Origin of the sequence: Streptomyces sp. NPDC051286, assembly GCF_044455345.1 — a bacterium.
In the GTDB taxonomy this organism is placed as follows: Bacteria; Actinomycetota; Actinomycetes; order Streptomycetales; family Streptomycetaceae; genus Streptomyces.
Genome location: NZ_JBITER010000023.1, coordinates 47,740 through 74,118 on the forward strand (window position 1 = coordinate 47,740; position 26,379 = coordinate 74,118).

Consider the following 26,379-nt stretch of genomic DNA (forward strand, 5'->3'; position numbering starts at 1 on the left):
GGATCTCCTTCGGGTTACGTGGATCAGCCGGCCTGGCGCGGCGCCGTGCCGGGACGCGCCGCACCAGGTCCTGTCGCAGGGGCCCGCAGGGCCTCCCCCATCGCACGGGGCACGTCGCGGCCCCTTACGAAGAAGTGCGTGCCGCGGACGGTCCGCAGCCGGAATCGGGTGGTGGTGCAGTCCTGCCAGGCGTGCACCTCGGGCGCGGAGACCAGGGGGTCGACCTCGCCCGCGTAGGCGTCGAGGGGGCACGGCAGCGCGGTCACGGGCGTGGACCGCAGGTCCTGGGCGAGGAGCAGATCGGTGCGCAGGGTGGCGAGGATGCCGGCGAGCCAACCGATCCGGTTGCGCAGCGGCGCGGGGATGGACTCCTTGTCGCCGAGCGCCCGAATCAGTTCCTCGTCCGGGAGTTCCGGGCTGAGCAGGGTCTCCAGGACCGGGGCGGGCAGCTGCGGCGCCGAACAGGCGCCCACCGCGAGCAGTTCGGGTGGGCGCAGTCCGGCGCGCACCCGGTGCTCGGCGAACCGGTAGGCGACGAGCGCCCCCAGGCTGTGCCCGTAGAGGGCGTACGGTTCGTCGAGCAGCGGGCCCAGGTCCTTCTGGAGCTCGTCGAGGAGCCGCGCGCCGTCGGTGATCTGTTCCTCGCGCCGCCGGGACTCCCGGCCGGGCAGCCGCACCGGCAGCACGGACACGTCCGGGCCGATGCGCCGCTGCCAGCCGGCGAAGGTCATGGCGCCCCCGCCGGCGTGGTGGAAGCAGAACAGCCGGACCCCGTCCGTGGCGGGCCCCGGCCGGACCGCGAGATAGCGCTGCACCCGATCCCCCTTCGTACGCCGCGCTTCATGTGCCGCACCTTTTTTGCCGCACCTTTTCGGTCAGATGCGCGAGGAGAGGGTCACCGCAGCGCCTCGTTCATCGCTCAACTGGCGCTGGAGTCCGGCGGCGTCCCCTCGCCGAAGCCGGGGTCGTGTACGGCGGCGCTGACGGTGTAGGCGTCCTCGATCAGCCAGCTGTGGAAGGTCCACTCCTGCCCCGCCCCGGGCGCCCCGTCGGGCCGCAGCATGCGGGTCGGCCCATCGGGCGGCCCGAAGCCGAACTCGGTGAAGCGGAACCGCAGTCCCTGGCCGATCGCCTTGCTGTAGGCCTCCTTCAGCGTCCACAGCCGCACCAGCTCGCGGTTGCGCCGCTCCGGCGGCACCCGTTCGAGGGCCTCCAGTTCGTGCGGGGTGCAGGCCTGGTGCTCGGTGCCGAGCTCCAGCATCCGCCGGTCGGCCGGCTCGGTGTCCACCCCGATCCGGCCGACCCTGGTCAGGCCCACCACGAGCAGGCCCTCGGTGTGGCTGAGGCCGACGTCGAGCTGGTCGATGCCGCGCAGATATGGGCGGCCGCCCGGTTTGTACGCCAGTTCGAGCTCCCGCGGCAGGGCGTCGAGCACCGCGCCCGCCGCGGACTTGAGCAGCAGCCGGGCGGCGACGAACCGGTCCCGGTTGCGCGAGGCGGGCATCCGGACGAGCCGGACGTGGTCCGCCCCCAGGTCCGCGGCGAGCTCCGGCGCATCGAGATCCGCCGGCACCCAGTCGTCGACGGCCGCGTACACCACACAGCTGCCGCCCCCGGAGACCGCGCCCCGCACCTCCTCCCACGAGCCCCCGCCCCCGCCGTGCCGCACCGGCCGCTCCATGTCGTACCTCCTCGTCCAGGCCGTGTCCCGCCCCGTACGCCCGATCACGAGCGCCCGAGGGCGGTCGCGTACAGGTCATAGCTGCGGGCGTCGTCGAAGCGGTGGAGCAGCTCGGTGAGCAGGTGGTCGGCGGGCGCCTCGGGCATCCGGACCGCCGCGCGGTCGAGCCGGCCGGCGACGCGGGTGAGTGCGGTCGCCGCCCAGTCCGGGCCGGCCAGGAAGCCGCCGGACGGGCGGTGCCGCCACACGCCGAGGCACGCGGCGCCCGCGACGAGCAGCGCGTAGCGGTCGGCCAGGGCGAAGGCGCGCGGGCCGGGGGGCTGTCCGACGGGCCGGGCGGCGAGTTCGGCGCAGCCGTCGCGCAGCACCCCCAGCTGCTCCACGAGCACCCCGGCGGCCTCGGCGAGCGGCCCTCCGGCGTGCCGTGCCGACTCCTCCAACGAGCCGAGCAGCGAGTCCCGGTCGGCGGGCAGCCCGTTCTCCCACACCTCGCACGGCGGCAGTGCCGCGTCGAACGGCCGGAAGAGCCGGGCGAGTCCGTCGCCGGTTGCGCAGGGGGCGTCCGGGTCTCCCCCGGCTCCCGTGGCGCCGCCGTCCGGCGGCGTGCCGAACGCGGGCAGCCGCAGCAGCTGGGCGACAAGCACGGCCCGGCTCGCCGAGGCGCCCGCACTGCCCAGGCCCAGCATCGGCAGATCGCGCGCCGTCTTCTGGAAGATCGCGTAACTCCCGCTTGTCGCATACGCCTCGGAGCCGAGCACGATCGACAGGTCGTCCATCGTCTCGGTGAGCACCATCGGCAGCAGATACTTGGCGACGGCGCCCAGCGTCCGGCTCTCGCGCGGCAGCACGTGCGTGGCCCGGGTGGCGACGAGTGCCAGGCAGTCGCACACCAGCAGGTCGGCGAAGGCATTCACGAGCGCGGTGCGGGTCCGCGAGGAGTGCAGCGAGGCCAGGCTGCGCCGCCGCCGCGAGCGGGCGAAGGCCGTGGTGGTGCGCAGCGCGGTGTCGGCGCAGCCGAGGGTCATCGACAGACCGGCGCTGCGGGTGAGCGGGAAGACGTGCTCGGCGAGGCGCGTTCCGCCGCCCGCCGGTCCCAGCAGCCGCCCGGAGGCCGGCCGGGGCCCGTCGAAGGCGAGGCCCTGGACGGCGCAGCCGCGTACGCCGGTGGTCGGGCGCCGCGGCAGCAGCCGGATGCCGGCGCCGTCGGGGTGGGCGGGTCCAGGGGCCAGGAGGGCGCTCAGCCCGTCGGGCGTGTCGGCGAAGAGCACGAGGGCGCCGGCCCGGGCCCCGTTGTTGAGGGCCTCCTTGCGGCCGCCGAGGCGGTAACCGGCGCCGTCCGGCACGGCGGTGAGCCGGTTGCGCAGGAAGTCGTTGCCCTGCGGCGGCTCGGGGTAGGCGCAGGCCATCCGGCCGTGGGCGAGCAGCAGTCCGGCGGTCTCCTGGCGCTGGCTCGGCGTGCCGGCCGTCCACACGCCGACCGCGGCGAGGTACGAGGTGAGGCCGTAGCCCAGGCCGAGGGCGGCGTCGCGGCGGAACACCACGCGCAGCACCCGGGCCAGCACGTCGAGCCGGCCGAGCCGGCCGCCGAGTCCGATGGGCACGAACTCGGCGTTCAGGCCGAAGGCATCGAGCAGCCGCTCGGCGGTCGGCAGCAGCCGCTGCCTCTCATCGGCGGCCAGGAACTGCTGGGCGCCCAGCGGGTTTCCGGGGTCGTCGAGGTCGCCGAAGTCGTGTTCGAGCCGGGCGATGCGTTCCTGGACGGCGACCTCCGAGGAGTCCACCGGGTCCACCACCGTCGTCATGCCATCCCTCCGTTCCTCTTCCCCGTCCGCCGCCCCGGCCGTTCCCCTGTCCGCCGGGGGCCCGCCCGCCACCGCTCAATTCGCGCTCGAGGTCTTCCGGCCAGAATCGGTCCCGTCGCTTCCGCCGGGCCCGGACGACGGGTCCACGGTCCGCGGGTCGTCGGTCCGCGGGTCCGCCGCCATGGCGTGCCGGTACTGCTGCCAGAGCGTTTTCTCGTCCACGGGCAACCACATGGAGCCGTAGGCGACGAGCGAGGTCCACACCGACCGCGCGAGCCGCCCGAGGAGCGCTCGGGCGGCGACGGCGTCGCTGTTTCCGGTTGCGGGCATGTCGGGCCCTCCCTTCCGAGATCCGGGAAGGCCACCATCCCCGCGGCGGCTCGGTGGATCCTCGAGGAACTCTCGTGCGCGCGGGCTCCCGGCCGTCCTCAAGCGGTTCTCGAGCGGCGTGCAATCGAATGCCTGGGACTGCACGCACCACCGGGACGAGAAGGGGGCCGGGCGGTGTATCCACGCGATCGTGAGCCAGAACTGACCGTCATCGGACGTTTCACCACCACCGCGCCGCCCGGGGCGTTCGAGCCTGACCTGCTCGCCTACGCCCGTCGCCGGGAGTCCCGCAGGGGCTTCGTCTCGCGGGTGACCGCCGCCCTGACCGGGCGCCCCGGCACCTATGTCCACCTCGAGCACTGGACCGGCCTCGACCGCCTGCTGCGCGCGGGGCACGAGGATCCGGCGTCCCCGCCCGCGCCTGCGGAGGCCGAACTCCTGGTCACCGTCGGCCGGATGGCCCCGAACGGCACGCCCTGCGACTCCGCGCGCCTTGTCCTGCTGCGGGCCGCGGTGGACCACGCCGCCGACCCGGACCGCTTCGAGCTGAACTTCGGCTTGCTGGTCGGCCTGTGCGTCCCCGAGGAGGCCTTCGGCGGCAGCCTGCTGCTCCGCTCGGTGGCCGACCCGTACGCGTACACGGGTCTGCTGTGGTGGCACGACCCCGCGGCCGACGAGCGGGTCCGGACGAGCGCCTCCTGGCGTACCCGCCTCGAAGGCCTGGCGGCCACCGCCCGCCTCACCGTGGACCCGGCCCGCCCGCTGTCCCCCCGCTGAGCGGCATTGCGCCGGCGCGGTCGAGGCCTCCCGCCCGATCCCCTCCCGAGGACTTCTCGAGGTGCCGGACCCAGCATCGGGGCCATGGACGAGACCACCGAGACGCAGCCCGCCTTCCTCGTCGTACGGGGGCGACCGGACCCCATGGAACTCGCCGCCCTGACGGCCGTCCTGCTGGCCAGACTGCGCGCGGCGGCCGCGGCGGAGGACTCCGCGGACCCGGCGGCCGGTGCGCCGCGCGCTCCCTGGGGCGCGGCGCGGCGAGTGCGCCCACGGGTCGGCTGGACCGCGCCCCACTGACTCCGCAAGCCCCGCGCGGCCCCTGCTTCGCCCCCACTCGGCCCAGCGTCGGTCAAGTGCCCTTCCAGACGCCGTACCTACGGTCGAGTGGCGGGTGAAACGGGCGCCGACGTCGGGGGCGTCAGCGCCCGTACGACACGCAGGGGGCCGGAATGAGCAACCATCGCACGTTCACCGAACTGATGCTCGACAGAGTGGAGCGGACACCGGAGCGCACCGCGCTGCTCATGCTGCCGGACAGCGACGAACGCGGTCGCCCCGCCTCGCTCTCGTACCGCGCGCTCGACGCCCAGGCCCGCCGGCTCGCCGGCCGGCTCCGCGCCGACGGCGCCACCGGCGAGCCGGTGCTGCTGCTGCACGAGTCCCGGAGCCAGTTCGCGGTGTCGTTCCTGGCGTGCCTGTACGCCGGGGCCGTCGCCGTACCGGTGCCGCCCTACGACGGCCGGAGCCACCACGAGGAGCGGGTGGCCGGGATCGTCCGGCAGACCTCCCCGCGGGCCGTGCTCACCTGTGCGTCGCTCGCGCCGGACGTGTCCCGGCTGCTCGCCCGGCACGGCTACGGCTCGGTGCCCTGTCTCGCCGCCGACGCGGTCGGCGGGACGGGCACCGAGCGGCTGCCGGAGCCGGACCCGCAGACCGTGGCGTATCTGCAGTTCTCCTCCGGTTCCACCGGCAGCCCGAACGGCGTGGTGGTCACCCACCGCAACCTCCTCGCCAACCAGGAGGCCCTCGCCCGGCTGCTCGGCGCGGGGCCGGACGCCCGGATCGGCGGCTGGCTGCCGTTCCATCACGACATGGGCCTGGTCGGGCAGTTGCTGCATCCGCTCTGGCTCGGCGGCACCTCCGTCACGCTGTCGCCCGAGGCCTTCATCAAGCGGCCGGCCCGCTGGCTGGAGGCCATCGGGCGGTACGGGATCGAGGTGAGCGGCGCCCCCGACTTCGCGTACGACCAGTGCGTCCGGCGGGTCACGGACGAGGAGCTGGCGGGGCTCGACCTGTCGGGCTGGCGGATCGCGATCTCCGGCGGGGAGCCGGTGCGCGCCGAGACCCGGCGGGCGTTCACCGAGCGGTTCGCCGCCGCCGGCCTGCGCCCGGACACGCTGCACGCGGCGTACGGCCTCGCCGAGGCCACCCTGCTCGTCTCCGGCGGCCCGGCCGCGGACGGCGAGCGGACGGTCGGAACCGAGGCCCTCGAGCAGGGCCAGGTGCGCGAGGCCCTTCCCGGACGGCCCGCCCGCACCCTGGTGTCCTGCGGCCGGGTGGACGTGGCGGCCGGGCGGGTGCTGATCGTGGACCCGGAGAGCCGCCGGGTGCTGCCGGACGGGCGGATCGGCGAGATCTGGGTGAGCGGACCGGGCATCTCCGCGGCGTACTGGCGCGACCGCAAGGCGAGCGCCGAGCGCTTCGGGGCCGTGACGGCCGACGGCACGGGCGGGCTGCTGCGCACCGGTGACCTCGGCACGGTGGACGGCGGGCGGCTCTATGTCACCGGTCGTCTGAAGGACGTGATCATGGTCGCGGGCCGCAACCTCTACCCGCAGGACGTGGAGCGCACGGTCCAGCGGGTCAGCTCGCTGTTCGGCACGGGCTCCGCCTTCTCCGTCCCGGGAGAGCGCGAACGGGTGGTCGTGGTCCAGGAGTTGCGCACCCACCAGCGCTACGCGCTCGATCTGGAGGAGCTGGTGGCGGACGTACGGCGCTGTCTCAGCGAGGAGTTCCAGGTGGCGGTGGCGGGCGTGCTCCTGGTGCGCCCCGGCACCGTCCGCCGCACCAGCAGCGGAAAGGTCGAACGGGTGGCGATGCGCCGCCTGTTCCTGAGCGGCGGCCTGCGGCCGCTGCACCAGTACCTGGCCGACGACCTGGTGGGAGCAGTGGGCCCGCGCCGCTAGCGGCGGGCGACCTGGCCGGCGGTCCTGCCGGCGGGGAGGGACGACAGACAGGGGGAAGCCATGAGCGGCAAGGCACCGGGCGGGCCCGACGAGAGGGAGTTCGCCACCTGGCTCGCCGAGCAGGTCGCACGGTACGCGGGGCGGGAGGTCGGCGACGACGAGGAGCTGTCCGCCTGGGGGATCGACTCGGTGTCCGTGCTCAGTCTGTGCGGGGACATCGAGGAGCAGTTCGGCCCGCTGTTCGACTTCGCGGACCTCTGGGCCCATCCGACCGTGCGCGATCTCGCCCGCCATCTGGCGATGCCGTACGGGATGCGCCGGAACTCGGGGCTGGTGCGGGCGGCGTTCGTGTTCACCGGGCAGGGCGCCCAGCATCCCGGGATGACCGCCGGGCTGCATCGCGAGCTCACCGCGTACCGGCGTCATCTCGGCGCGGCGGACGAGGCGATCGCCCCGTATCTGGGCCGCTCGGTCGCCGGACTGATCCTCGACGGGGACGAGCGGGTGCACCAGACGGCGCTGACCCAGCCGGCGCTGTTCGCGGTCGGCTACGCGCTGGCGATGACGCTGGTGGAGGAGGGCGTGCGTCCGGTGGCCGTACTCGGCCACGGCACCGGCGAGCTCGTGGCGGCGGTGGTCGCCGGCGCGCTGTCTCTCGACGACGCCACCCGGCTGGTGTGCGCCCGCGGCGCCTTCATGCAGTATCTGCCGTCCGGCGGCGGGATGATGGCGACCTGCGCGAGCCCGTTCGAGGCGGCCGACGCGGCGGCGGGAGAGCCGCAGGTGACGATCGGCGCGGTCAACGCGGCACGCGCCACAGTGCTCTCGGGTCCGGTCGAGGGCCTGGAGCGGGTCCGTGAGCGGCTGGCGGCGATCGGTATCGCCAGCACCTTCCTCCAGGTGCGGCACGCCTTCCAGTCGCCGCTGATGGAGCCGATGGCACCGCGCTTCGAGGCCGCGGCCCGGCATGTGGCGGGCGGGCGGCCGGAACTGCCGTACTACTCCACGGTGTACGGCCGCGAGTACGACGAGCCGCTGGTGACGGCGTACTGGACGGCGCAGCTCACCACGCCGGTACGGTTCGCCGACGCGGCCCGCCGGATGCTCGCCCAGCAGGCCCCCAGCCATGTAGTGGAGATCGGGCCCCGGGCGGTGCTCACACCGTTCCTGCGCCGGATCGCGGGGGCGCGGGGGCCGGCCTGTCTGGCGGTGTGCCGCGGCCCGGAAAGCGACGCGGTGCATCTGGCGGGCGTGCTGTCGAAGCTGGACGCGGGTCCGCTGGCGGAGCGCTGACGGAGCACTGACGCCTCACCGCCGCCCGTGGGCCGGGTTACGGGATCCAGCCGGCCTCCTCCGCGATGCGGATGGCGTCGATGCGGTTACGCGCGTTGAGCTTGTCGACGATGGCGGTGAGGTAGTTGCGTACGGTGCCCTGGGTGAGGAAGAGGTGGTCGGCGATCTCCGCGGCGTCGGCGCCATGGGCCGCGAGCCGCAGCACCTGGGTCTCGCGCGGGGAGAGCGGGTTGTCGGGCGCCTCCCAGGCGCTGAGGGCGAGTTCGGGGTCGATGACCCGCTGGCCGACGGCGACCGAGCGCACCGCCTGGGCGAGCCGGGACGGCGGGGAGTCCTTCAGGAGGAAGCCGGAGACCCGCGCGGCCATCGCCCGCCGCAGGGTCCCGGGTCTGCCGAGGCTCGTGAGGATGAGGGTGCGGCAGTCCGGCACCCGCTCGTGCAGGTCGGCCGCCGCGGTGAGCCCGTCGACCCCGGGCAGGTCGATGTCGATGACGGCGACGTCCGGGCGGGCCTCCAGGGCGGACGGAACGATGAGGTCCCCGCGGGGGACCGACGCGACGACCTGGAGGTCCGGCTCGAGTTCCAGCAGCGCCACCAGCGCGCCACGGACCATGTGCACGTCCTCGGCGAGCAGGATCTTGATCAGCAGCATGTGCTCCCCCGATGTGTCCTGTGTGCGCTCAGACGGCTTGTTTGCCCGCGTCTCCGCGTCTGCCCGCTTCTCCGGGACCGCTCGTGTCTCCGCGTAAGCCCGCGTCGCCCCGTACGCCGGCCTCGCCGTGACCGCCGGCGTCCGAGCTCACCGCGGCGTACACGCTCTCCGGGGCGTCCGTGCTCTCCGGGGCGTCCGCGTGGGCCGCACCGGGCGTGCCGAGCACCACGCGGCGGGCGCGCGGCAGCAGCGGTTCCGCTTCCTCGCCCTTGGACGGTCTCAGCGGGGCGACGGCCGTCAGCCGGAAGCGATTCCCGGCCTCGGCCCCGGCCCTCATCTCGCCGCCGATCGCGGCGAGCCGGGTCCGCAGGTTGCCCAGGCCGCTGCCGCGGTCCGGGGCGTCGGGCCGGTCCTGCGCGACCACGCCGTCGTTGACCAGGTCCAGTCGCACTGCCTCTCCTTCGACCCGCACCGTGACGGTGCACGACTGCACCTTGCTGTGCCTGAGCATATTGGTGACGCCCTCGCGCAGGGCCGTCGCGAGCACGGTGTCCACCAACGGGTGGAGCCGGCCGTAGTCGATGTCCAGCTCCGTCTCGACGTCGGCCGCCGCCATCACCTCGGCCACCGACTCGGCCTCCGCCGTAAGGGACATGTCCCGGTAGCCGCTGGCCACGATCCGGACGTCGGCGAGCGCCTGCCGGGCGATGCCGAGCACCGAGGCGACCTCCTCGCGGGCCCGCTCCGGATTGACCGGGGTGAGCCGGTGGATCAGCTCGCACTTGAGGGTGATGGCGGAGAGGCTGTAGCCGAGCAGGTCGTGCAGGTCCCGCGCGAACCGCAGCCGCTCCTGGGTGACCGCCATCCGGGCCATCTCGGCGCGGGCGTCGTGGACTTCGCGCACGAGGTCGGTGAGCCGGGTGAGCCCGTAGATGACGAGCCCGGTCAGCGCGGTGGAGACGGCGTAGTAGCCCGTCTCCAGGGCCGAGATCCCGTCGCTCGCCGCCGACCAGCCGAGGATGGCCAGCGGGACCGCGCTGTAGCAGGGCCAGGCGAACCGGCCGGGAAGCATCAGGAGAATCGATCCGGCGAGCGGTCCCGCCATGCTTCCCCAGGCGATGCCCAGCCACACCATGGGCCCTAAGGTGAGGCCCGCCTGGGTGACGAGAACGACCGCCCGGCGCCCGCCGGGCCACCGGCGGGCGCGGGGCGACGCCAGCATGATCTGCAGGGTGTAGAGCGCGCCCACGGCGAGGGTGCACAGGACGAGCCCGAGCGGGCTCGACACCGTGTTCTGCACGTTGAGCAGGGTGACGACGCCGTACCCCGCGAAGACCACCGTGCTGACGCCCCGGGCGAGCCGCGGCGCCAGGAGGCCCCGGCCCCCACGCCCGCCCCGGCCGTCGTCCGGCGCGGCGGCCATGGCGGGCGGGTTCCATGACCCCTTGCTCGGTGACGCTCCCTCCGCCTGCTCCTCGATGGGGATGAAGTCGTCGTCCGAGGCCCGGAAACGGCCCGCCATGTGTCGACTCCTCGCATGGATGTCGAGAGTTTGTGAGACCGGACTATAATCCGACACCCGGCGGATCCGACACCCGGCGGATCCGGGACCATCACGCGCGAACTACAAGGCCAGCGGCTGGGAGTTGAGTTCCTCGTAGGGCGTCGGCCGGGCCAGTTCCCCGAGCCGGACCGGCACATCGTAGAGCCGTCCCGGCGCGAACCGGGCGTAGAAGTGACGAAGTCCCGGCACCAGTACCTTCACCACCGGAATGCCGACGTCCGGCCGGGTCTGGTCGAGTACGAGCAACTCCAGGCCGTGCGCGGCGACGAGGGCGCGGACCGTCTCGACGTCGGCGAGGAGATCGGCCTCGCGGACATACGCCGGCCAGGCGGCGGGGGTACGGGCCGACTGCCCCGGGTCCGGCAGCAGATGGGGCTGCCCGGGGGCCGGCGGCGCCGCTCCAGCGGCCACAGGCGGCAGCGTCTGGACCATCTCGGTGAGCGCCCGGCGCAGTGCGAGCCGGGGATCGAAGTGGGCCCCGAACCCGTAGACGATGTCGGGGAGTCCGCCGTCCGTGCGCCGGGAGACCGCCACCATGACCGGGATCCCGAGGTCGGAGGTGAGGTCGAGGGCCCAGACCTGCCGGCCCGCCCGGCCGAGCGCTTCGCGCAGCCGCGCGAGCCACGGCGCGTCGAACGCGTCGAGGTCGACGGCCGGCCGGCGGAGCCGGTTGTACCACCACAGCGACACCGCGTCCCGCTCGACGAGTTCGAGGAAGCCCTGCACCAGGGCGTCCTCGGTGCTGCTGCCCGCCGCGTTGCCGTTGGAGTCGGCCCACAGCCCGTCCGGCGCGCCGCCGGGTGTGCAGTCGAAGTACAGCGTGGAGGTGGGCAGCAGCCGCTGGACGCCGGTGAGCGACCACATTGGGGTCCAGTGGGTGGGCCGGTGCGGGTCGAAGGGCGCGCACACATGGTGGAAGGGGGTGTGCGAGGCGTTCCACTGGTCCCGGTCGGTGTACTGCCGTTCATGGAACAGCTGGTACGTGTTGGGGTGGACGGCGTTTTCGCCGAGTCCGGCGAGCGAGTCGGTGATCGTGGCCTCGTCGCCCTGCCGGGTGGCGCAGTAACGTTCCACCGCCTCGCCGAGCGCACTGGCCCGGGCCTCGGCCGCCGTCGTGCCCTTGCCCGAGCTGCGCGCCCGCAGCACCCGCCGCATGCTCGCCGGGGAGTGTCCGTGCAGCGCCAGGTTGTGCCCGGAGTCGTAGGCGTACAGACCCTCGGGAAGCCCGGCCATGGGCCGGACCTCCGTCACGATGCCGGTGACGGGGCCGATCAGATGCCCGTACCGCTCCAGCATCTGCTCGGCGGACAGCGCCCGGTCGTTGCTGCCCGAGCCCTCGGCCTTGGGCCGCGACACCAACACCACCGGCCGCCGGGTCCGCTCGGCGACCAGTGCAGGGTCCCCGCAGGAAGGACACTGCGGGCGCCGCCGCACCGGGTGGTGGGCGGTGCGCAGGGTGAGGCCGTCCAAGACGCACACCGCCCCCTGCTCGGCGGTGCGCAGCCCGGCCAGCCACTTGGCCGTCTCCAGGACGGCGCCGTGCAGCCCCACGGCCCGTACGGCGGGCAGCGAGGACGCCGGCCGCACGCCCGGCCGGTCGAGGCCAAGAGCCTGGCGTACGGACAGCTCGCCGCGGTGGTGCTCGCGCAGCCGGTGCGCCAGACAGGTCCAGCAGGCGCCGTCGCCGTCCGGGGCGAAGACCGGACCGGTCCACGGCTCGGCGGCGAAGGGGCTGGCGAGCAGCCACGGCCGCCGCGCGGCCCGTAACCGCTCGGACGTCTCCCGCAGTCCGGGCATCAGATAGTCCTCGCACAGCACGAGGGCGAAGTCGGCGTCGGCGTCCGCGCCGACCGGGGTGAGGCCCGAGTTCCGGCACGCGGCCCGGGCGGCCTCGCCGTCCACCGCGCCGACTCCGATCACCGCCACCGGCCGGCCGCGCACCGCGCGGTCGGCTACCGCGCCGTCGAGACCGGCCCGGTCCCAGTACGCCTGCGCCGCCGAGCGCTCGGCCGGGACGGACGGGTCGGGCACGCCATTGCGGTAGCCCACGAGATTGGCCTCGGCCAACTGCCGGACCACCCTGCCCGCCACGTCGGCCGGCATCACCGCCGCGGCCTCCTTGAGCAACTCGGGCAGGGTGTGGGTGCCGTCGAGCAGACCGAGGAGGGTTTCCGCGCCGGCCCCGCGCACGGCGGTCATGTCCTGGTCGGACCACACGAACACCGCCTCCCCCGGGACCGACACGGCCCGCACGTGGCGCTTGAACGCCACGAACGGGCCGCGGGCCGGGCTCTGCGCCTCGCTCACGCACCCACCCGGGTGTCGAGCGCGGCGGAGATGCACATGCACCAGCTCGCGCGGCCGGCCTCGGTGCGGCTGAGGCTCTCGACGGTTATCCCGGCCGGCGTCCCGCCGGCCGGCCCGGACTCACTGCAGCCGGACCGCCCGGTCCGCGCGTCCGACGGAAGAAGGCGAAGGATGTCCTCGGTAATGTTCATGACGTGTGCCCCCAGGAATGAACGAAGTGGGCGGGCAGACGTGGCAATTGCGAAGACGAAGCACGTCACCCGCTCGGAACCGTCCGCGCCGAGGAACCGGATCCGGTCTCGGCGTCTGGCCAGAAGTCTGCTTCCGGAACAGGAACCTTCGGCAGTGCAGCGCTCATCGGTGCGACATGACATTTTCATGACGGTGGTCGTGCTCCCCTCACTGGGCCGCGAGCCGGGCACGGTGCGAATCTCGAGTGCCGGACTCCGAACGGGCCGTCACGGGGACGCCGACGGCCGTGGCCCAAGGGGGAGAAAGCCCATGGACATCCAGATCCTGGGGTCGCTCGCCGCGCAGGAACGCGGCGTGTCGGTCGTACCCAGCGCCGCCAAACCCCGCCAGCTCCTCTCGCTGCTCGCCCTGCACGCCGACCGGGTGGTGTCGGTGCCGACGCTGATGGAGGAGATCTGGGGCGAGTGCATTCCCCGCAGCGCCTCCACCACGCTGCAGACGTACATCCTCCAGCTGCGCCGCCGGTTCACCGCCGCACTCGACGGCGACCCGCGGCTCGACGCGAAGGACATCCTGGTCACCCGGTTCGGCGGCTATCTGCTCCAGGTGGAGCCCGGCCGGGTGGACGCCCACGAGTTCGACCGGCTCGCCGCGGCCGGCGCCACCGCCTTCGAGGTCGGCGACTACCGCGCCGCCTCCGACCTGCTGCGCCGCGCCCTCGGCCTGTGGCAGGGCCCGGCCCTGGTCGACGTACCGGCCGGATCGGTGCTCGAACTGGAGGTGCTGCGCCTCAACGAGCAGCGCACCACCGCGCTCGAACGCCGCATCGAGGCGGACCTGCGCCTGGGCCGCCACGCCGAGGTGGTCCCGGAACTCCGCGTCCTCGCCGCCCGCCACCCCCTCCACGAGGGCTTCTGCGCCCAGCTGATGCGCGCCCTGCACCGCACAGGCGGCAGCTGGCGCGCCCTGGAGGCATACCAGCGCCTACGCGGCTCGCTCGTACGCGAACTGGGCCTGGAACCGTCGGCGGCGCTGCAGGACCTGCACCGGGCGGTGCTTTCGGGGGACCCGGACCATGCGCTGAGGGTGACGACGGCGGACCGGGCACAGTAGTCGGTCGAGGCCGAGGTCGAGCGGTCCTCCAGAGGAGGTACCGGAGGCTTCGAGTACGGGCGCCTACGGTGCCGCAATGACGACCTTCGACGAACTGCTCGCCGACAGTCCGGCGCCCGTCGCCTCCCCCACCTCTGAGCCGGATCTGCGCCGCTCCACCGACGAGTTGCAACGCCTGAAGGAGGAGCTGAGCCGGGGCCCCGACCCCGAGGCCACCCGGCGCCAGCACGCGAAGGGCAAGCTCACCGCACCCGAGCGCCTGGAACTCCTCTTCGACGAGGGCACGTTCACGGAGATCGAGCCGCTGCGCCGGCACCGCGCCTCGGGCTTCGGTCTGGAGGCGCGCAAGCCGCACGGCGACGGCGTGGTGATCGGCTGGGGCCTGGTGCACGGGCGCACGGTCTTCGCGTACGCGCACGACTTCCGCGTCTTCGGCGGCGCCCTGGGCGAGGCCCACGCGGAGAAGATCCACAAGGTGATGGACCTGGCGGAGGCGGCGGGCGCGCCGGCCGTGGGCCTGAGCGACGGCGCGGGCGCGCGGATCCAGGAGGGCGTGACGGCGCTCGCCGGGTACGGCGGCATCTTCCGCCGCAACACCCGCGCCTCCGGAGTGATCCCGCAGATCAGCGTGATCCTGGGCCCGTGCGCGGGCGGCGCCGCCTACTCCCCCGCGCTGACCGACTTCGTGTTCATGGTGCGCGGCACCTCGCAGATGTTCATCACGGGCCCGGACGTGGTCCAGGCGGTGACCGGCGAGCAGATCAGCCATGACGGCCTGGGCGGCGCGGATGTGCACGCCGGGGTGTCGGGGGTGTCGGGTTTCGTCTACGACGACGAGGCGGACTGCCTGGCGGACGTCCGCCACCTCCTTTCCCTCCTCCCCCAGAACAACCGCGAACTGCCCCCGGTGGTCCGCACCGACGACCCGCCGGACCGCCCCACGGACGCGCTGACCTCACTGGTCCCGGCCGGCCCGCAGCAGGCGTACGACATGCGCGCGGTGATCGAGGAGATCGTCGACGACGGCGACTTCTTCGAGGTCCACGAGGGCTGGGCGCAGAACGTGGTGTGCGCGCTGGCCCGCCTGGACGGCCATGTGGCGGGCATCGTCGCGAACCAGCCCACCGCCCTCGCCGGCGTCCTGGACATCCACGGCTCGGAGAAGGCCGCCCGCTTCGTCCAGTTCTGCGACGCCTTCAACATCCCGCTGGTCACCCTGGTCGACGTGCCGGGCTTCCTGCCGGGCGTCGACCAGGAGCACAACGGCATCATCCGCCACGGCGCCAAACTCCTCTACGCCTTTTGCAACGCGACGGTCCCGCGCATCTCCCTGGTCATCCGCAAGGCCTACGGCGGCGCCTACATCGTGATGGACTCCCGCTCGATCGGCGCGGACCTCTCCTTCGCCTGGCCGACCAACGAGATCGCGGTGATGGGGGCGGAGGGCGCGGCGAACGTCGTCTTCCGCCGCGAGATCGCCGCCTCCACCGACCCCGAGGCGACCCGCACCCGCCTCATCAAGGAGTACAAGTCCGAGCTGATGCACCCCTACTACGCCGCCGAACGCGGCCTGGTGGACGACGTCATCGCCCCCGCCGAGACCCGCCGCACCCTGACCCGCGCCCTGGCCATGCTCCGCCAGAAGCACGCCCAGCTCCCTGAACGGAAGCACGGGAACCCGCCGATGTGACGGGCCCTGTCACGGAACTGGTCACTCTGCGGCCGATCTCGCGATCCATCGAGTCACACCTTCGAAGGCGTTGAGCACCTGCGTGTCACACGACCCGAAGAGCAATGCTGGTGAAGGCCAGGAAGTGCTCGGCCTTGCGTTCGTAGCGGCGGTGGAGGCGGCGGCAGCCGGCGAGCCAGGCCATGGTGCGTTCGATGGTCCAGCGGTGTCGGCCCAAGCGCTGGGACGACTCGATGCCCTTCCGGGCGATGCGGTGGGTGATCCCGCGTGAGCGGAGCCAACGTCGCAGGTGGTCGTAGTCGTAGCCCTTGTCTGCGTGCAGCTTGGCGGGGCGGCGTCGGCGTGGTCCGCGGCGGGAGCGGATCGGCGGTATGCCGCGGACGAGCGGTTCGAGGGCCTGACTGTCGTGCAGGTTCGCGCCCGAGATGCCGACCGACAAGGGCAGACCGGTGCGCTCGGTGATCAAGTGGATCCTCGACCCCTTCTTGCCCCGATCGACAGGATTCGGACCCGTCAGGTCCCCCCTTTCAGGGCCCGCATGTTCACCGAGTCGATTGCACATCGGCTCCAGTCCAGTTCACCGCGTGCACCGAGTTCGTCCAGGACCAGGCGGTGGAGCTTGGCCCACACCCGGGCCCTGCTCCATTCGGTGAACCGCCGGTGGGCCGTCGGACCTGATGGCCCGAAAGAGGGAGGCAACTGCCGCCACGTACAGCCCGACGTGGCCACGAAGATGATCGCCGCCAGAACCTCGCGGTCGCCGTACCGTCGTCGGCCGCCTCCCTGCGGCCGTGACGGAGCAGGCGGCCGGCTCTTTGCTGCGATGTGCCGTCTTCGTAGCAGTGAGCCATCTGGCGATGTACCACCCCATGACAGCCGCGAGGCCGCGGAGTACCACCGCCATGTCAGTGGCAAGCCCCAGCCACGGGCCGACGACCAGCGGGAACACGGTTCTCCCATTCGACCGTACTGACACGCTCCCACTGACACGAAGTCGACACATCGCAGATGTGGAGGCCGCCAGCAAGGCGGCCTCCACATCCTGGTAGCCCTGGGGTCAGTGCCGGACCGTCCAGGACTGCTGGTCCTGGACGGTCGCGGCGATCGCCGGGTCGCGCACGGCGTCCGTGCGGTCGGTGACGACGACGGTGAGCCGGTGGCTGCGGACGTCCCGCGAGTCCATGTGGAGCGCGGCGACGGGCACGGCGGTCCGGCCCGCCTGGGCGGTCAGCGGCTTGCCGTCGAGGTACCACTGGATGTCGAGCTGCTGCTCGCCCGCCAGCCGCGGCACCTCGACGCGCGCGGTGTCGAGCTGGCGCAGCGTGCGCTCGGTGGGGGTGAGGGGGGTCGCGACGGAGGCGTGGCGGTAGAAGCCGGCGATCATCGCTTCGCGGCCGGGGAGGTTGAAGGGCTTGCCGAGCACCCGCATGATCGAGGCGTCGGTGGGCCGGTTGAGGCCCGCCACGTAGTAGCCGCCGCCCTGGTACGCGCCGACCGTGCCGCCGTCGGGAGAGGTCTCGCCGAGCCAGCGGTACCACTTGGTCCGCTGGGCGCCCATGGCGTCCGCGCTCAGGGTGGAGATGTTGGACTGCGAGGGCTCCGCGCCGGTGTACTGCTCGTAGCCCGGGTAGCCGGGGTAGAAGTACTCGTCGGCGAGCTTGCCGAGGGAGTGGCCGGTCTCGTGGATGGCGACCTGGCCGGACCGGTCGTTGCGGGCGGAGGCGGTGGAGATGCCCTCGTAACCGAGCGTCTCGCTGTGCGTGTTGTAGCCGGCGCCGCCGTACTTGGTGCTGTTGGCGAGGACGATGACGAGGTCGGCCTCGGGGGCCTTGGCGACGTACGAGTCGACCTTCTGCTCGTCGATGCAGAGCAGCCGCTCGATGTCCCCGCACCAGAAGTACGAGCCGAGGGCGGTGTCCTTGACGGCATCTGGGCCCGGGTCGCCGGAGACTCCGGAGTCGTTCGAGACGGCGTCGACGGTCCAGACGTTGAAGAGGTTCTGGTAGGTGGTGTACGGCTCGACGGCCGTCACCTCGGCCCACTTCTCCTTGGCGTCGACGTGGAACTGGTCCAGTTCGGCGGCGGTGTAGCCGTCGCCGATGACGACCACGTCGAGGCGGTCGGCGGTGGGGCCGTTGTCGATGACCTTGGTGACATCGCCGTCGGCCAGGGTCTCGGCCGCGGAGAGCGGGGCCGCGGTACGGGCCTTGCGGGCGGACGGCACCCAGGTGTAGCCGGAGCCGGCCTCGTGGTGCCCGTGCTCACCGCTCTCGGTGTGTGCGTGGCCGGGTATCTCGACCTTGACCCGCCCGGTCGTCTCCGGGCCGGCGCCCGCGGAAGCGGAGCCGGGGGTGACGGCGAGGGCGGTCATGACAGCGGCGGCCACCGTGGCTGCCGCCATTGATCTGCGTATGGACGGGCGCAACAATCTCTCCCCAGGACAAGCATCTTAAGTGCACGTATCAGCGCGCTTAACGGGACGCTTAACTTAGGGCCCCCTGCCAGTGCCGCACAATGCCCTTGCGGATGTGAAACCGCGTCCATGCCGAACACGAGCGTCTGCTGCTCCTGCTGCCCGCGCTCGGCGACCAGGACTTGCCCAAGGATGCCGCGGACATAGTCGGCGACGCGCTTGCACAAGCGGGCGTCCCGAGCATGCCTGCTGATCACACTGGCGCACCGGGAAGCTCCAAGATCCCCGACAGTGTCAAGCTCAGCCAGAACCCGAGTCTGAGCAGCCACCGGTTGCCCCTGGACCCGCGGCAGCCCGCTCAGCCGAGGATCACCTCCGGCTCGTACAGGTCCAGCCACATCGCGAGATCCAGAGTGCGTTCCAGGCCGCGGCGGGATGCCGAGGTGATTCCGGGTGCGTCGTGGTCGGCCGCCCGTTGCAGCCGACCGCGGTCGATGAGGTCGAAGACCCGGTGGTCTGGGTGCGCGAGCAGGTCGTGGGCGTGCTCCTGGAGGGCGACGGCGTACTTCGGGTCCTGGGTCGACGGGTAGGGGGTCTTGGTCCGTTCATACACGGACCGGGGAAGCAGATCCGCTGTGGCCTCGCGCAGCAGGCTCTTCTCCCTGCCGTCGAAGGACTTCAGCGCCCAGGGGGTGTTGTAGACGTACTCGACGAGCCGGTGGTCGCAGAACGGCACCCGGACCTCCAGGCCGACCGCCATGCTCGCCCGGTCCTTGCGGTCGAGCAGGATGCGTACGAATCGGGTCAGGTGGAGATGGCAGATCCTGCGCATGCGGTACTCGAAGTCGCTCTCGCCGGTGAGCCGTTCGATGCCGGCGACGGCTTTGTCGTAGCTGTCGCGGATGTATGCCTCCAGGCCGAGGGCGTGGTTCACGTCGTCGCGCAGCATGCCCGCGTCCTCGCCGAAGTGCTCGGCGAACCGCACCAGCCAGGGGAATGTGTCGGCGTTGCGGGCCTCCTCGTCGAAGAACTGGAGGTAGCCGCCGAAGACCTCGTCGGCCGACTCGCCGGAGAGCGCGACGGTCGAGTGCCGGCGGATGGCCCGGAAGAGCAGATAGAGCGAGGCGTCCATGTCGCCGAGACCCATGGGGATGTCCCGGGCCCGGATCATCCGGGCGCGTACGTCCGGGTCGGCGAGGGCGTCCGGGTCGAGCACGATGTCACGGTGGATGGTGCCCGCCCGCCGTGCGACGGCGTGCACGAACGGGGTGTCGGGGGTGGTGCGCAGTTCGTCGGCGACGAAGTTCTCGGTCCGCCCGACGAAGTCGACGGCGAAGGTGCGGACCTTCTCGCCGCTCCCGGCGAGTTGCCGGGCGGCGAGCGAGGTGACTGCGGACGAGTCGAGGCCGCCGGAGAGCAGGATGCAGCGGGGCACGTCGGAGACCAGCTGGCGGCGCACGATGTCGTCGAGCAGCGACCGTACGGTGGCGATCGAGGTGTCCCGGTCGTCGGGGTGCGGACGGGTCTCCAGCTGCCAGTAGACGTGGCGGCGCAGGCCGCCGTGGTCCACGGTGACGACCGTGCCGGGCTCTACCTCGTACATGCCGTCCCATACGGCGTGGCCGGGGTTCTTGACGAGGGTGAAGAGCTCCCGGAGCCCGTCGAGCGTGACCCGGGGCCGGGCCAGCGGATTGGCGAGGATGGCCTTGGGTTCCGAGCCGAAGAGCACGCCGTCGGGCGTCGGCCAGTAGTAGAAGGGCTTGACGCCCATCCGGTCGCGGATCATGACGAGCCTGTCGTGGCGGCTGTCCCAGATCGCGAAGGCGTACATGCCATTGAGCCGCTCGGGAAGTGCCTCGCCCCACTCCAGGTAGCCGCGCAGCACGGCCTCGGTGTCCGAGTCGGTGGTGAACCGGTGCCCGCGGGCGGTCAGTTCGTCACGCAGTTCGGTGAAGTTGTACGCCTCGCCGGAGTACACGAGGGCGACTGCGCCCTCGGGTGTGCCGACGGTCATGGGCTGGCGTCCGCCGGGCAGGTCGATGATCGCGAGCCGGCGGTGTCCGAGCCCCGCGTGGGCAGCGATCCAGGTCCCCCGGTCGTCGGGGCCCCGGCAGGACATGGTCTCCGTCATCGCGTCCAGCGTCGCAACCTCCGCGGCTGCCCTGAGATCGCGGTCGAAAGAGACCCAGCCGGTGATGCCACACATATGCGTCCTCCCGATTCGGTCCCGGCCGGAAAGCGGTCGTACGCACGGTGCCACCGCGCGGGCGGCGTGCCGAAGGCGAGGGCCCGGCAGAACCAGTTGCATTGAGCAGCTATACATCGAGCGTCTGCCTGCCCTTGCGTACGGTCAACACGGGTGTTTCGTCACCCCGCGCCACCACAACCACTCGTACGGGTGACGCGTTGCTCCGGATGTGACCAACACCGTGCACCGCAAGTCCACCCCGACAGCATTACCCCGCCCCCGCCGAAGCCGGCTCCGCGCACGCTTCACCCGACGCCCCGCGCAGACGGGCCACGAGGATGTTCTGCCGCAGTCACGTGAGTGCGGAGCGCCACGAGAACACGCTCGCCGACTCCGCGCTCACGATGGCCTGCCGACTGCCCGAACTCGCCGCCGACGCCGTCGGGCGCCCTCGCGGACGATTTCGTCGATCAGGGAGCCGTTTGGCGTGGAGCCGTCAGCATTGACTGCCGTGAGCAGTCGGGTAGCTCCGGGGCATTGCTGCACCGGAGCCCCTCGCCGACGCCTGGCCCGCGACTACGAGACACTTCCCGCCGGTTCCGAAGCCGTGATCCACATCGCCTCGACCGACAACCTCGCCGAACGCATAACGGACGAGACCACACCCACCTGGCGAGGCACCTACTAGGGCATACGAGGCGATCTACCTAAATCAAATGCCCTTTGAGAACTCGTCGATCACTGAGTGCATGAAGGGTGGGGTCGTAGAGTCGGCGTAGCCCCACTCCGAGCCGGGTCAGGTGCCGGGCACGGTCCGCCGAGGGCGCAAGTAGGCAGTGGGGCCTGGGCGGAGTCGCGGCTGGGCGTGTGTTCATCGGTCCCGCATGTGGTCAGCGCGGCCCTCGGATGCTGTCGATGATGCGGGTCCAGTTGTCGCTGCCGTGTCCGTTCTCGATCGCGCGCCGGTAGTGGGCCTGCACGGCCAGGGGGAGCGCGAGGTCGAGGCCGAGTGACGTGCTGGTCTCGACGATGTGGTCGGACGTCGCGCCCATCATGGTGACCGTGCTGAGGTCGCCGGGATGTTCTCCAGCATCAAGCGCGGTGCCGAGGTTCTCTTCACCAGCCCTCAGGATGTCGCCAATCGAGTCGGCGGCGGAGAGCAACTCCGGCAGCGCTTCCTTGGCCTTCATTCCTGCGGTACCTAGCATCGCGGTGGCGTGCATCAGTCCGGACAAGGTGGTGAGGAACACCGCGAGTTGGGCTTGATACATCATCTGGGCGAGGCCCGGGTCTTCGCCCAGATGCCTTGGTGTTCCCAGCAGTGTCAACGCCGCCAGGTGGCTCTCCATCACTTGGCCGCGGCCGCTGTAGTAGACATAGGCCGCCTCCGTGCCGACCATCGGCGCGGGGACCATGACACCCCCGGTGAGGAAGGTGGCGTCGTGGCCCGCTGCCCAGGTTGCTGCCTGGCGTGAGCGGTCGGGAGTGTCAGAGCTCAGGTTGACCAGAGTCCGGCCGGCGAGCGATGCGGTGGCGCTGTCGAGGATGTCGTACATCGCCTGGTAGTCGGTGAGGCTGAGGATCACGAGGTCACTCGCTTCGACCGCTTCGCTGGGTGTCGCCGCGAGTGTTGCTCCGTGGGTGACGACGCCGTCGGCCCGACTGGCGGTGCGGTTCCAGACGGTTACCGGGTGGCCGGCGGCGAGGAGGGTGCGGGTCATCGCCTGGCCCATCGGGCCAAGCCCGATCACGGTGACAGCGCTGTCTTGCCTGGTGGTGTGGTTCTGTTGTTCGTTCACCCCTCCATGCTCGGAGAGTGTCACTACTCTCGGAAGTACCTACTTTTTTCTGCGGTACTTACCTTCTCGTAAGGGTCGAGGTGACTCCTCCACCCCGTGAACGGGGTGGCTTCTCGCTAAGCGGGTTGAGCTTCGCGACGGACCAGCCCGGCCCGTAGAACGTTCAGAGCGCCCACCGTGTCCGCGTGCGCGCTGTGGCCGCACGCCTGGCAGTGGAACTTCTCCTGTGTGGGCCGGTTCTCCTTGACGGTGTGCCCGCACGCGGGGCACCGCCGGAAGGTGTTGCGGGGATCCACGGCGATCACTTCCCGTCCGGCACTTTCAGCCTTGACGTGCAGGATCGTCAGGAACACCCCCATCCGGCATCGCTGATCGAGCGGTTCAGTCCGGCCTTGGACGCGGCCCCGTCGGGCAGGAAGCTGCCCGGCCGGCCGGGGTCGGGCTTCGGTGCGGGTGCCCGGCCCATGCTGTGGATCTTGAGGCCTTCGTGCGCGATGAAGTCGTGTTCGCGTACGAGGTCGAGCGCGGTCTTGTGTGCGTGGTCGAGCCGTTGCCGGCGCACCTTGCGGTGCAGGGCGGCGACCTTCTCCACGGTCTTGCGGCGGCGCTTGGAGCCGCGCTTGCACCGGCTGAGCGCTCGCTGAGCTTCTTCGAGCTTCGCGGCAGCCTTCCGGCCATGGCGCGGGTTGGCCACGAATGTGCCGCCCGAGTCGGCGAGGAAGTCGGCGATGCCCAGGTCGATGCCGACCGCACTGCCCGTCTTGGGCAGCGGCTCGGACTCGGCCTGCTCTGCGGTCAGGACCACGTACCAGCACGTGCCCTCACGCTTGACGGAGACGGTCTTGACCTCGCCGACCACCGGCCGGTGCTGATGCACCCTGACGTGCCCCACGCCCTGGAATCGGACGCGGGTCACCGGGTCGTGCGGCGTGGCATCCCAGCGGCAGCCGTCACCGGCGAGGACCGCGAGCGAGCGCGGCGGCGAGCAGGATGAGTCCGCCGGCCGTCTCCGTGCGCAGGGCCTCGGCGACGGCCTGCCGTTCGGGCCAGGGCAACAGGCCGAGGATCACCTTGCGCGGGCGTGCCTGGGGCATGGTGCGGGCCTCCGGGGCGGGTAGGCGGATGGGCACACGGGCCCCTCGGACACCGACCAGACTTCCCGGCACACCAGCGTCGCATCGACGCGTTCTTTGCACCCTATCGGCCTCTCGGCGGTCTCCCCACCTGGCGGAACGCGAGCGAGCGCGTTCGTGCCCTTGAGGTCATTCCGTTGTCCGGCCACATCACCCACGGGCCCGGTTGAACCGGAGGTCACGGTTGACGAACAGGTGGACGTAGCCGCACGACTGGCAGATCAGGCCGGTCGCCGACTCGTTCGCCCAGGCCAGGTCGAAGAGCTCCGTCCCCGTGCTGTTCAGCTTGACCTCCCGCTTGCGGAACGTGTCGTTGTCGCACATCAGGCAGTGGATCGGGTGCTCTCCGATCGCCGCGTGCACAGACTTGGCCATGCTGGTTCCCCTCTTCCTGCGTTAGTTCTGGCGGTGCGCGGTCGCGGTTGCACCGTCGGGCCGCGACGCATGCCGTCCGGTGGGACGTGCGCGCAGGTGGCGCGGGTCCGTCGCGCCGCGGGAGCCGGGGCAGCACCTGGTCACCGCCAGCGGTGCTCCCCCGGCCGTCAGAGGCCGAGCTACACGGGTTCGGCGCGGCTGAGTCGACGCCCGGTCGCAACAGATGACCACGTAAATCGGTGGGGGGGGGGGGGGGGGGGGGGGGGGGGGGGGGCGGCCCGCCCGCGGGGGCCCCCCCCCCCCCGCCGCCCCCCCCCCCCCCCCCCCCCCCCCCCGGCCCCCCCCCCCCCCCCCCCCCCCCCCCCCCCCGCGCCGCGCCCGGTGGGGGGGGGGGGGGGGCGCCGCCCCCCCGCCCCAACCACACACACACTTCTTGGCGGCGCCCCCCCCCCCCCCCCGCCCCCCCCCCCCCCACCCTTTCTTTCTGCCCCTTCACCACGGCTCTACCGTGGTCAAGCCGGGTTGAGTTAACGGGTCACGGCTTACTCCCCGTTGTTCGGCACCGCGTTCATGACGGTCAGCGTCATGCTGTTGTTCTTGTAGGACACCCGGAACAGGTAGCCGCCCACGTTCAGGGCCCGGTTCTCCGGCAGCGCATGGAAGGCGCCCTTGATCGAGCTACCGCTCATGATCGTGAACACGGTGCCCGGGGTCAGCTTGCCCCGCACGTCCAGGTCCAGCTCACCGTCCAGCACCAGGTTCCCCGCCGCCCGGACGCTCGTGTAGTCCCGGTCGCCGGAGATCGTGACGGCAACGCGACCCTGCTTGCCGATGGTCGCGTTCCCGCCGACGTTCAGGACATTGCCTGCGGCGCCGGAAGCGCCGGCGATCTGCGCGGCCTCGTCGGCCGTGAGACCGGGCCGCAGCACGCCGTGGCTGACGTTGACGCTGTCACCCACAGTGCCGCTGCCGCCGAGCGTTCCGCCGCGCACATCGACAGCGCTCGCATGCGAGCCGACGACCGAGAGTTTGCCGTCGAGGACGGTGCTCGTCCCGTGCCAGGTCTCGCTGCCGGTGAGGAACAGGGTGCCGGCGCCACGCTTCGTGAGGCTGCCCTCGGAGGCGCGGGCCTCGCGGGCCTGCTCACGGCGGACCCCGATGGCGTAGTCCGACTTGTCGGCGTCGCTCGCGTCGGCCGGCAGGCCCGTGGTCCAGCCCTTGGCCGCCTTGGTCGCCGCCCAGGCGGCCGCCTCGGCGGCGTCCTCCTGCTGGCGGGCCCGGATCGCGACGTCCGAGATGTCGTTCGACCACACGTCGTCGCGCCCCTGCGTGTCGACGACGAACGGCCCCAGGAACTGGCCCGGGCCGTTCATGGCCTCCCGCAGGCTGACCGTGCCCCAGCCGTTGCGGCTGTCCGGCACCTGCACGATCTGGCCGCCGGTGGGGTTCAGCACGGCGTTGCCCGCCGCGTCACTGATCGTGTTGTTCTGCCGGCCGGTGGTGAACATCGTGTAGAGCGCCTGCTCGTTGGTCATGTACGGGAAGCGCTGCATGATCAACGAAAGTGCGGCCGCCGAGTGCGGGCCGGCCATCGACGTCCCCGACGCACTGCCGTAACGGGGCTCGGGCACGCCGTTGACGACCGACACGGTCGTGCTGTTGATGCCGTTGGCCGGCGCCGTCACGCAGGACCACTTCGCGACGCCGCACTGGTTGAACGTCTGCTGGCCGGGGACCAGGACGGAGCCGTCAGCGTTGAACGTGCGCCCCTGGGTGGGGTTGACCCCCGACGTCGTGTACCAGCTGCCCTCCAGCTCGGGCATGAAGTACGGCGCGGCGCCTCGCGGCGACGGGTTCACGTAGCCGCTGTTACCGGCGGTGAACTGGATGACCGTGCCGGTACGTGCGGCCTCGATGGCACCGTTCAGCCAGTGGGCGGCGCTGCCGTTCGCGTCGACGACGCCGTCCGGAGTGGACCAGAGGCGCCATGCCGTGTTCAGACCGAAGCCCGCCGGGCTACCTGACGGTGTGTCATACGTGTTGTAGTTTTCCGTTTTGGGCTGGCTACCCCAGCTGCTGGTGATGATCCTGATGGGCTCGCCGTTCGCCGTCTTGGCGGAGTTCACGGCCCGGTAGACATTGCCGATGTAGGCGTCGTCCGGTGTCTGCGCGGCGGTCGCGTTCGGCGGCAGGAGACCGTAGAGCACGCCGTCCGTCTTGCCGGTGTTGCCCATGTACACGTTGCTGTTGAACGCGACGCCGTGCATGTTGGCATCCGGCCCGGCCGGTTGCGTCTCGCCGACGCCGTCGCGGCTCGCACCAATGGTCCCGCTGACGTGGGTGCCGTGGCTGTCGTTGAGCGCCGGGTCGTAGAAGCCCGGCGTGGGGCCCGTCTGGCCGCCCTGGGCCTCCACTGAGAAGTAGCGGTCCCCGACCGCGTAGTTCGTGTCCAGGCTTCCGTGTTCCCGGACGTGCCCGGCGAAGACGCCCGAGTCGACGACACCGATGTTCATGCCGGTGCCGGAGTAGCCGGCGGCGTAGGCGAATTCGGCTCCCATCGAAACCAGGCCGGCGTCCCGGTTGAACTCAGGGGTGCGCCAGCTCGCCGCGTCGCCGAGCCGGCCGGGATCTCCCTCGTAGGTCTTGATCTGCGGTGGCACGGGCACCTGCCCCATCGCCGGCTGCGCGGCGACGCCGAGCACCACTATCGGTATCAGCGCTGTGATCAGCACTGGCTTCACGCGCTTTGTGTTCGACACTCCGACCCCCTCCATGATCGATTGCGCCGGATGCTATTTCCTCCTTCCGGAACGGATCAAGGCATCGGCGAACACGTTTCTATCTCCGTTGGAAGTAACGGCCTGGTGCACGATAGAGAGTG

General features: G+C 71.9%; 21 protein-coding genes and 2 pseudogenes. 7 read left to right on the top strand and 16 right to left on the bottom strand.

The window, feature by feature from the left end; all coding sequences use genetic code 11:
• Window positions 1–23 precede the first annotated feature (23 nt).
• From ACIBB8_RS22980 to ACIBB8_RS22995, 4 genes are all read right to left on the bottom strand, one after another.
• The gene (locus tag ACIBB8_RS22980) at window positions 24–815 is read right to left on the bottom strand and encodes a thioesterase II family protein (protein WP_398954907.1); all 792 of its coding nucleotides are present in this window, start codon (window positions 813–815) and stop codon (window positions 24–26) included.
• Window positions 816–919: 104 nt separating this feature from the next.
• A complete protein-coding gene (locus ACIBB8_RS22985; protein WP_398954909.1) occupies window positions 920–1,681 on the bottom strand; it encodes a 4'-phosphopantetheinyl transferase family protein in 762 nt (253 codons plus the stop codon).
• A 44-nt stretch (window positions 1,682–1,725) separates the two neighbouring features.
• Window positions 1,726–3,483, bottom strand: a complete 1,758-nt coding sequence (locus ACIBB8_RS22990) for an acyl-CoA dehydrogenase family protein (RefSeq protein WP_398954911.1) — start codon at window positions 3,481–3,483, stop codon at window positions 1,726–1,728.
• 75 nt (window positions 3,484–3,558) lie between these two features.
• Complete coding sequence (locus ACIBB8_RS22995; RefSeq protein ID WP_398954913.1) at window positions 3,559–3,813, bottom strand: hypothetical protein; 255 nt, start codon at window positions 3,811–3,813, stop codon at window positions 3,559–3,561.
• A gap of 174 nt (window positions 3,814–3,987) precedes the next feature.
• Here ACIBB8_RS22995 and ACIBB8_RS23000 point away from each other — a divergent pair, with 174 nt between their 5' ends.
• The 4 genes from ACIBB8_RS23000 to ACIBB8_RS23015 all read left to right on the top strand — a co-directional run bounded on the left by ACIBB8_RS23000 (window position 3,988) and on the right by ACIBB8_RS23015 (window position 8,072).
• A complete protein-coding gene (locus tag ACIBB8_RS23000) occupies window positions 3,988–4,590 on the top strand; it encodes a hypothetical protein (protein WP_398954915.1) in 603 nt (200 codons plus the stop codon).
• Window positions 4,591–4,674: 84 nt separating this feature from the next.
• Window positions 4,675–4,890, top strand: a complete 216-nt coding sequence (locus tag ACIBB8_RS23005) for an acyl-CoA carboxylase epsilon subunit (protein WP_398954917.1) — start codon at window positions 4,675–4,677, stop codon at window positions 4,888–4,890.
• Between the two features lie 152 nt (window positions 4,891–5,042).
• Window positions 5,043–6,779 (top strand): fatty acyl-AMP ligase, encoded by a 1,737-nt coding sequence (locus ACIBB8_RS23010; RefSeq protein ID WP_398954919.1) that lies wholly within the window; start codon window positions 5,043–5,045, stop codon window positions 6,777–6,779.
• 60 nt (window positions 6,780–6,839) lie between these two features.
• Window positions 6,840–8,072, top strand: a complete 1,233-nt coding sequence (locus ACIBB8_RS23015) for an acyltransferase domain-containing protein (protein ID WP_398954921.1) — start codon at window positions 6,840–6,842, stop codon at window positions 8,070–8,072.
• 37 nt (window positions 8,073–8,109) lie between these two features.
• On the opposite strand, the gene ACIBB8_RS23020 is transcribed toward ACIBB8_RS23015, so the two are convergent.
• The 4 genes from ACIBB8_RS23020 to ACIBB8_RS23035 form a co-directional block, all read right to left on the bottom strand.
• Window positions 8,110–8,718, bottom strand: a complete 609-nt coding sequence (locus tag ACIBB8_RS23020; RefSeq protein ID WP_398955031.1) for a DNA-binding response regulator — start codon at window positions 8,716–8,718, stop codon at window positions 8,110–8,112.
• Between the two features lie 34 nt (window positions 8,719–8,752).
• Window positions 8,753–10,246: a sensor histidine kinase gene (locus tag ACIBB8_RS23025; RefSeq protein WP_398954924.1), complete on the bottom strand. Its 1,494-nt coding sequence runs from the start codon at window positions 10,244–10,246 to the stop codon at window positions 8,753–8,755.
• Window positions 10,247–10,348: 102 nt separating this feature from the next.
• Window positions 10,349–12,595, bottom strand: a complete 2,247-nt coding sequence (locus ACIBB8_RS23030) for a TOMM precursor leader peptide-binding protein (RefSeq protein WP_398954926.1) — start codon at window positions 12,593–12,595, stop codon at window positions 10,349–10,351.
• Window positions 12,592–12,786, bottom strand: a complete 195-nt coding sequence (locus ACIBB8_RS23035) for a hypothetical protein (protein ID WP_393307356.1) — start codon at window positions 12,784–12,786, stop codon at window positions 12,592–12,594. Before ACIBB8_RS23035 ends, ACIBB8_RS23030 begins: the two co-directional genes overlap by 4 nt.
• Before the next feature lie 310 nt (window positions 12,787–13,096).
• Here ACIBB8_RS23035 and ACIBB8_RS23040 point away from each other — a divergent pair, with 310 nt between their 5' ends.
• Together ACIBB8_RS23040 and ACIBB8_RS23045 are read left to right on the top strand one after the other, a co-directional pair.
• Window positions 13,097–13,900, top strand: a complete 804-nt coding sequence (locus ACIBB8_RS23040) for a BTAD domain-containing putative transcriptional regulator (protein ID WP_398954930.1) — start codon at window positions 13,097–13,099, stop codon at window positions 13,898–13,900.
• 76 nt (window positions 13,901–13,976) lie between these two features.
• On the top strand, window positions 13,977–15,590 hold the full coding sequence (locus ACIBB8_RS23045; protein WP_398954932.1) for an acyl-CoA carboxylase subunit beta: 1,614 nt from the start codon (window positions 13,977–13,979) through the stop codon (window positions 15,588–15,590).
• A gap of 85 nt (window positions 15,591–15,675) precedes the next feature.
• Here the strand turns inward: ACIBB8_RS23045 and ACIBB8_RS23050 are convergent.
• From ACIBB8_RS23050 to asnB, 3 genes are all read right to left on the bottom strand, one after another.
• Window positions 15,676–16,433, bottom strand: a protein-coding gene (locus ACIBB8_RS23050; protein ID WP_398955033.1) for an IS5 family transposase whose coding sequence is annotated in 2 segments (ribosomal slippage) — window positions 15,676–16,118 and window positions 16,118–16,433 — 759 coding nt in all. Because the reading frame shifts where the segments join, the coding sequence is not laid out codon by codon here.
• A gap of 214 nt (window positions 16,434–16,647) precedes the next feature.
• Window positions 16,648–17,991, bottom strand: a complete 1,344-nt coding sequence (locus tag ACIBB8_RS23055; RefSeq protein ID WP_398954934.1) for a M64 family metallopeptidase — start codon at window positions 17,989–17,991, stop codon at window positions 16,648–16,650.
• A 370-nt stretch (window positions 17,992–18,361) separates the two neighbouring features.
• Window positions 18,362–20,209 (bottom strand): asparagine synthase (glutamine-hydrolyzing), encoded by a 1,848-nt coding sequence (gene asnB, locus ACIBB8_RS23060; RefSeq protein ID WP_398954936.1) that lies wholly within the window; start codon window positions 20,207–20,209, stop codon window positions 18,362–18,364.
• A 541-nt stretch (window positions 20,210–20,750) separates the two neighbouring features.
• Between asnB and ACIBB8_RS23065 the strand changes: the two are divergent.
• Window positions 20,751–20,879 (top strand): annotated as a pseudogene (locus ACIBB8_RS23065) (IS5/IS1182 family transposase); the annotation flags it as partial.
• A gap of 202 nt (window positions 20,880–21,081) precedes the next feature.
• Here ACIBB8_RS23065 and ACIBB8_RS23070 read toward each other — a convergent pair.
• The 5 genes and pseudogenes from ACIBB8_RS23070 to ACIBB8_RS23090 all read right to left on the bottom strand — a co-directional run bounded on the left by ACIBB8_RS23070 (window position 21,082) and on the right by ACIBB8_RS23090 (window position 26,257).
• Window positions 21,082–21,990: an NAD(P)-dependent oxidoreductase gene (locus ACIBB8_RS23070; protein ID WP_398954937.1), complete on the bottom strand. Its 909-nt coding sequence runs from the start codon at window positions 21,988–21,990 to the stop codon at window positions 21,082–21,084.
• A gap of 116 nt (window positions 21,991–22,106) precedes the next feature.
• Window positions 22,107–22,945 (bottom strand): annotated as a pseudogene (locus ACIBB8_RS23075) (RNA-guided endonuclease InsQ/TnpB family protein); the annotation flags it as partial.
• The gene (locus ACIBB8_RS23080) at window positions 22,941–23,120 is read right to left on the bottom strand and encodes a hypothetical protein (RefSeq protein WP_398954939.1); all 180 of its coding nucleotides are present in this window, start codon (window positions 23,118–23,120) and stop codon (window positions 22,941–22,943) included. The pseudogene ACIBB8_RS23075 and the gene ACIBB8_RS23080, both read right to left, overlap by 5 nt.
• A 153-nt stretch (window positions 23,121–23,273) precedes the next feature.
• On the bottom strand, window positions 23,274–23,498 hold the full coding sequence (locus ACIBB8_RS23085; protein WP_398954941.1) for a hypothetical protein: 225 nt from the start codon (window positions 23,496–23,498) through the stop codon (window positions 23,274–23,276).
• Between the two features lie 542 nt (window positions 23,499–24,040).
• Window positions 24,041–26,257: a S8 family serine peptidase gene (locus ACIBB8_RS23090; protein ID WP_398954944.1), complete on the bottom strand. Its 2,217-nt coding sequence runs from the start codon at window positions 26,255–26,257 to the stop codon at window positions 24,041–24,043.
• Window positions 26,258–26,379 lie beyond the last annotated feature (122 nt).

Excerpts from the sequence above, each read along its gene's own strand:
- ACIBB8_RS22985 (WP_398954909.1), bottom strand. The coding sequence starts at position 1,681 with ATGGAGCGGCCGGTGCGGCACGGCGGGGGCGGGGGCTCGTGGGAGGAG.
- ACIBB8_RS22990 (WP_398954911.1), bottom strand. The coding sequence starts at position 3,483 with ATGACGACGGTGGTGGACCCGGTGGACTCCTCGGAGGTCGCCGTCCAG.
- ACIBB8_RS22995 (WP_398954913.1), bottom strand. The coding sequence starts at position 3,813 with ATGCCCGCAACCGGAAACAGCGACGCCGTCGCCGCCCGAGCGCTCCTC.
- ACIBB8_RS23005 (WP_398954917.1), top strand. The coding sequence starts at position 4,675 with ATGGACGAGACCACCGAGACGCAGCCCGCCTTCCTCGTCGTACGGGGG.
- ACIBB8_RS23010 (WP_398954919.1), top strand. The coding sequence starts at position 5,043 with ATGAGCAACCATCGCACGTTCACCGAACTGATGCTCGACAGAGTGGAG.
- ACIBB8_RS23015 (WP_398954921.1), top strand. The coding sequence starts at position 6,840 with ATGAGCGGCAAGGCACCGGGCGGGCCCGACGAGAGGGAGTTCGCCACC.
- ACIBB8_RS23025 (WP_398954924.1), bottom strand. The coding sequence starts at position 10,246 with ATGGCGGGCCGTTTCCGGGCCTCGGACGACGACTTCATCCCCATCGAG.
- ACIBB8_RS23035 (WP_393307356.1), bottom strand. The coding sequence starts at position 12,786 with ATGAACATTACCGAGGACATCCTTCGCCTTCTTCCGTCGGACGCGCGG.
- ACIBB8_RS23040 (WP_398954930.1), top strand. The coding sequence starts at position 13,097 with ATGGACATCCAGATCCTGGGGTCGCTCGCCGCGCAGGAACGCGGCGTG.
- ACIBB8_RS23045 (WP_398954932.1), top strand. The coding sequence starts at position 13,977 with ATGACGACCTTCGACGAACTGCTCGCCGACAGTCCGGCGCCCGTCGCC.
- ACIBB8_RS23055 (WP_398954934.1), bottom strand. The coding sequence starts at position 17,991 with ATGGCGGCAGCCACGGTGGCCGCCGCTGTCATGACCGCCCTCGCCGTC.
- asnB (WP_398954936.1), bottom strand. The coding sequence starts at position 20,209 with ATGTGTGGCATCACCGGCTGGGTCTCTTTCGACCGCGATCTCAGGGCA.
- ACIBB8_RS23085 (WP_398954941.1), bottom strand. The coding sequence starts at position 23,498 with ATGGCCAAGTCTGTGCACGCGGCGATCGGAGAGCACCCGATCCACTGC.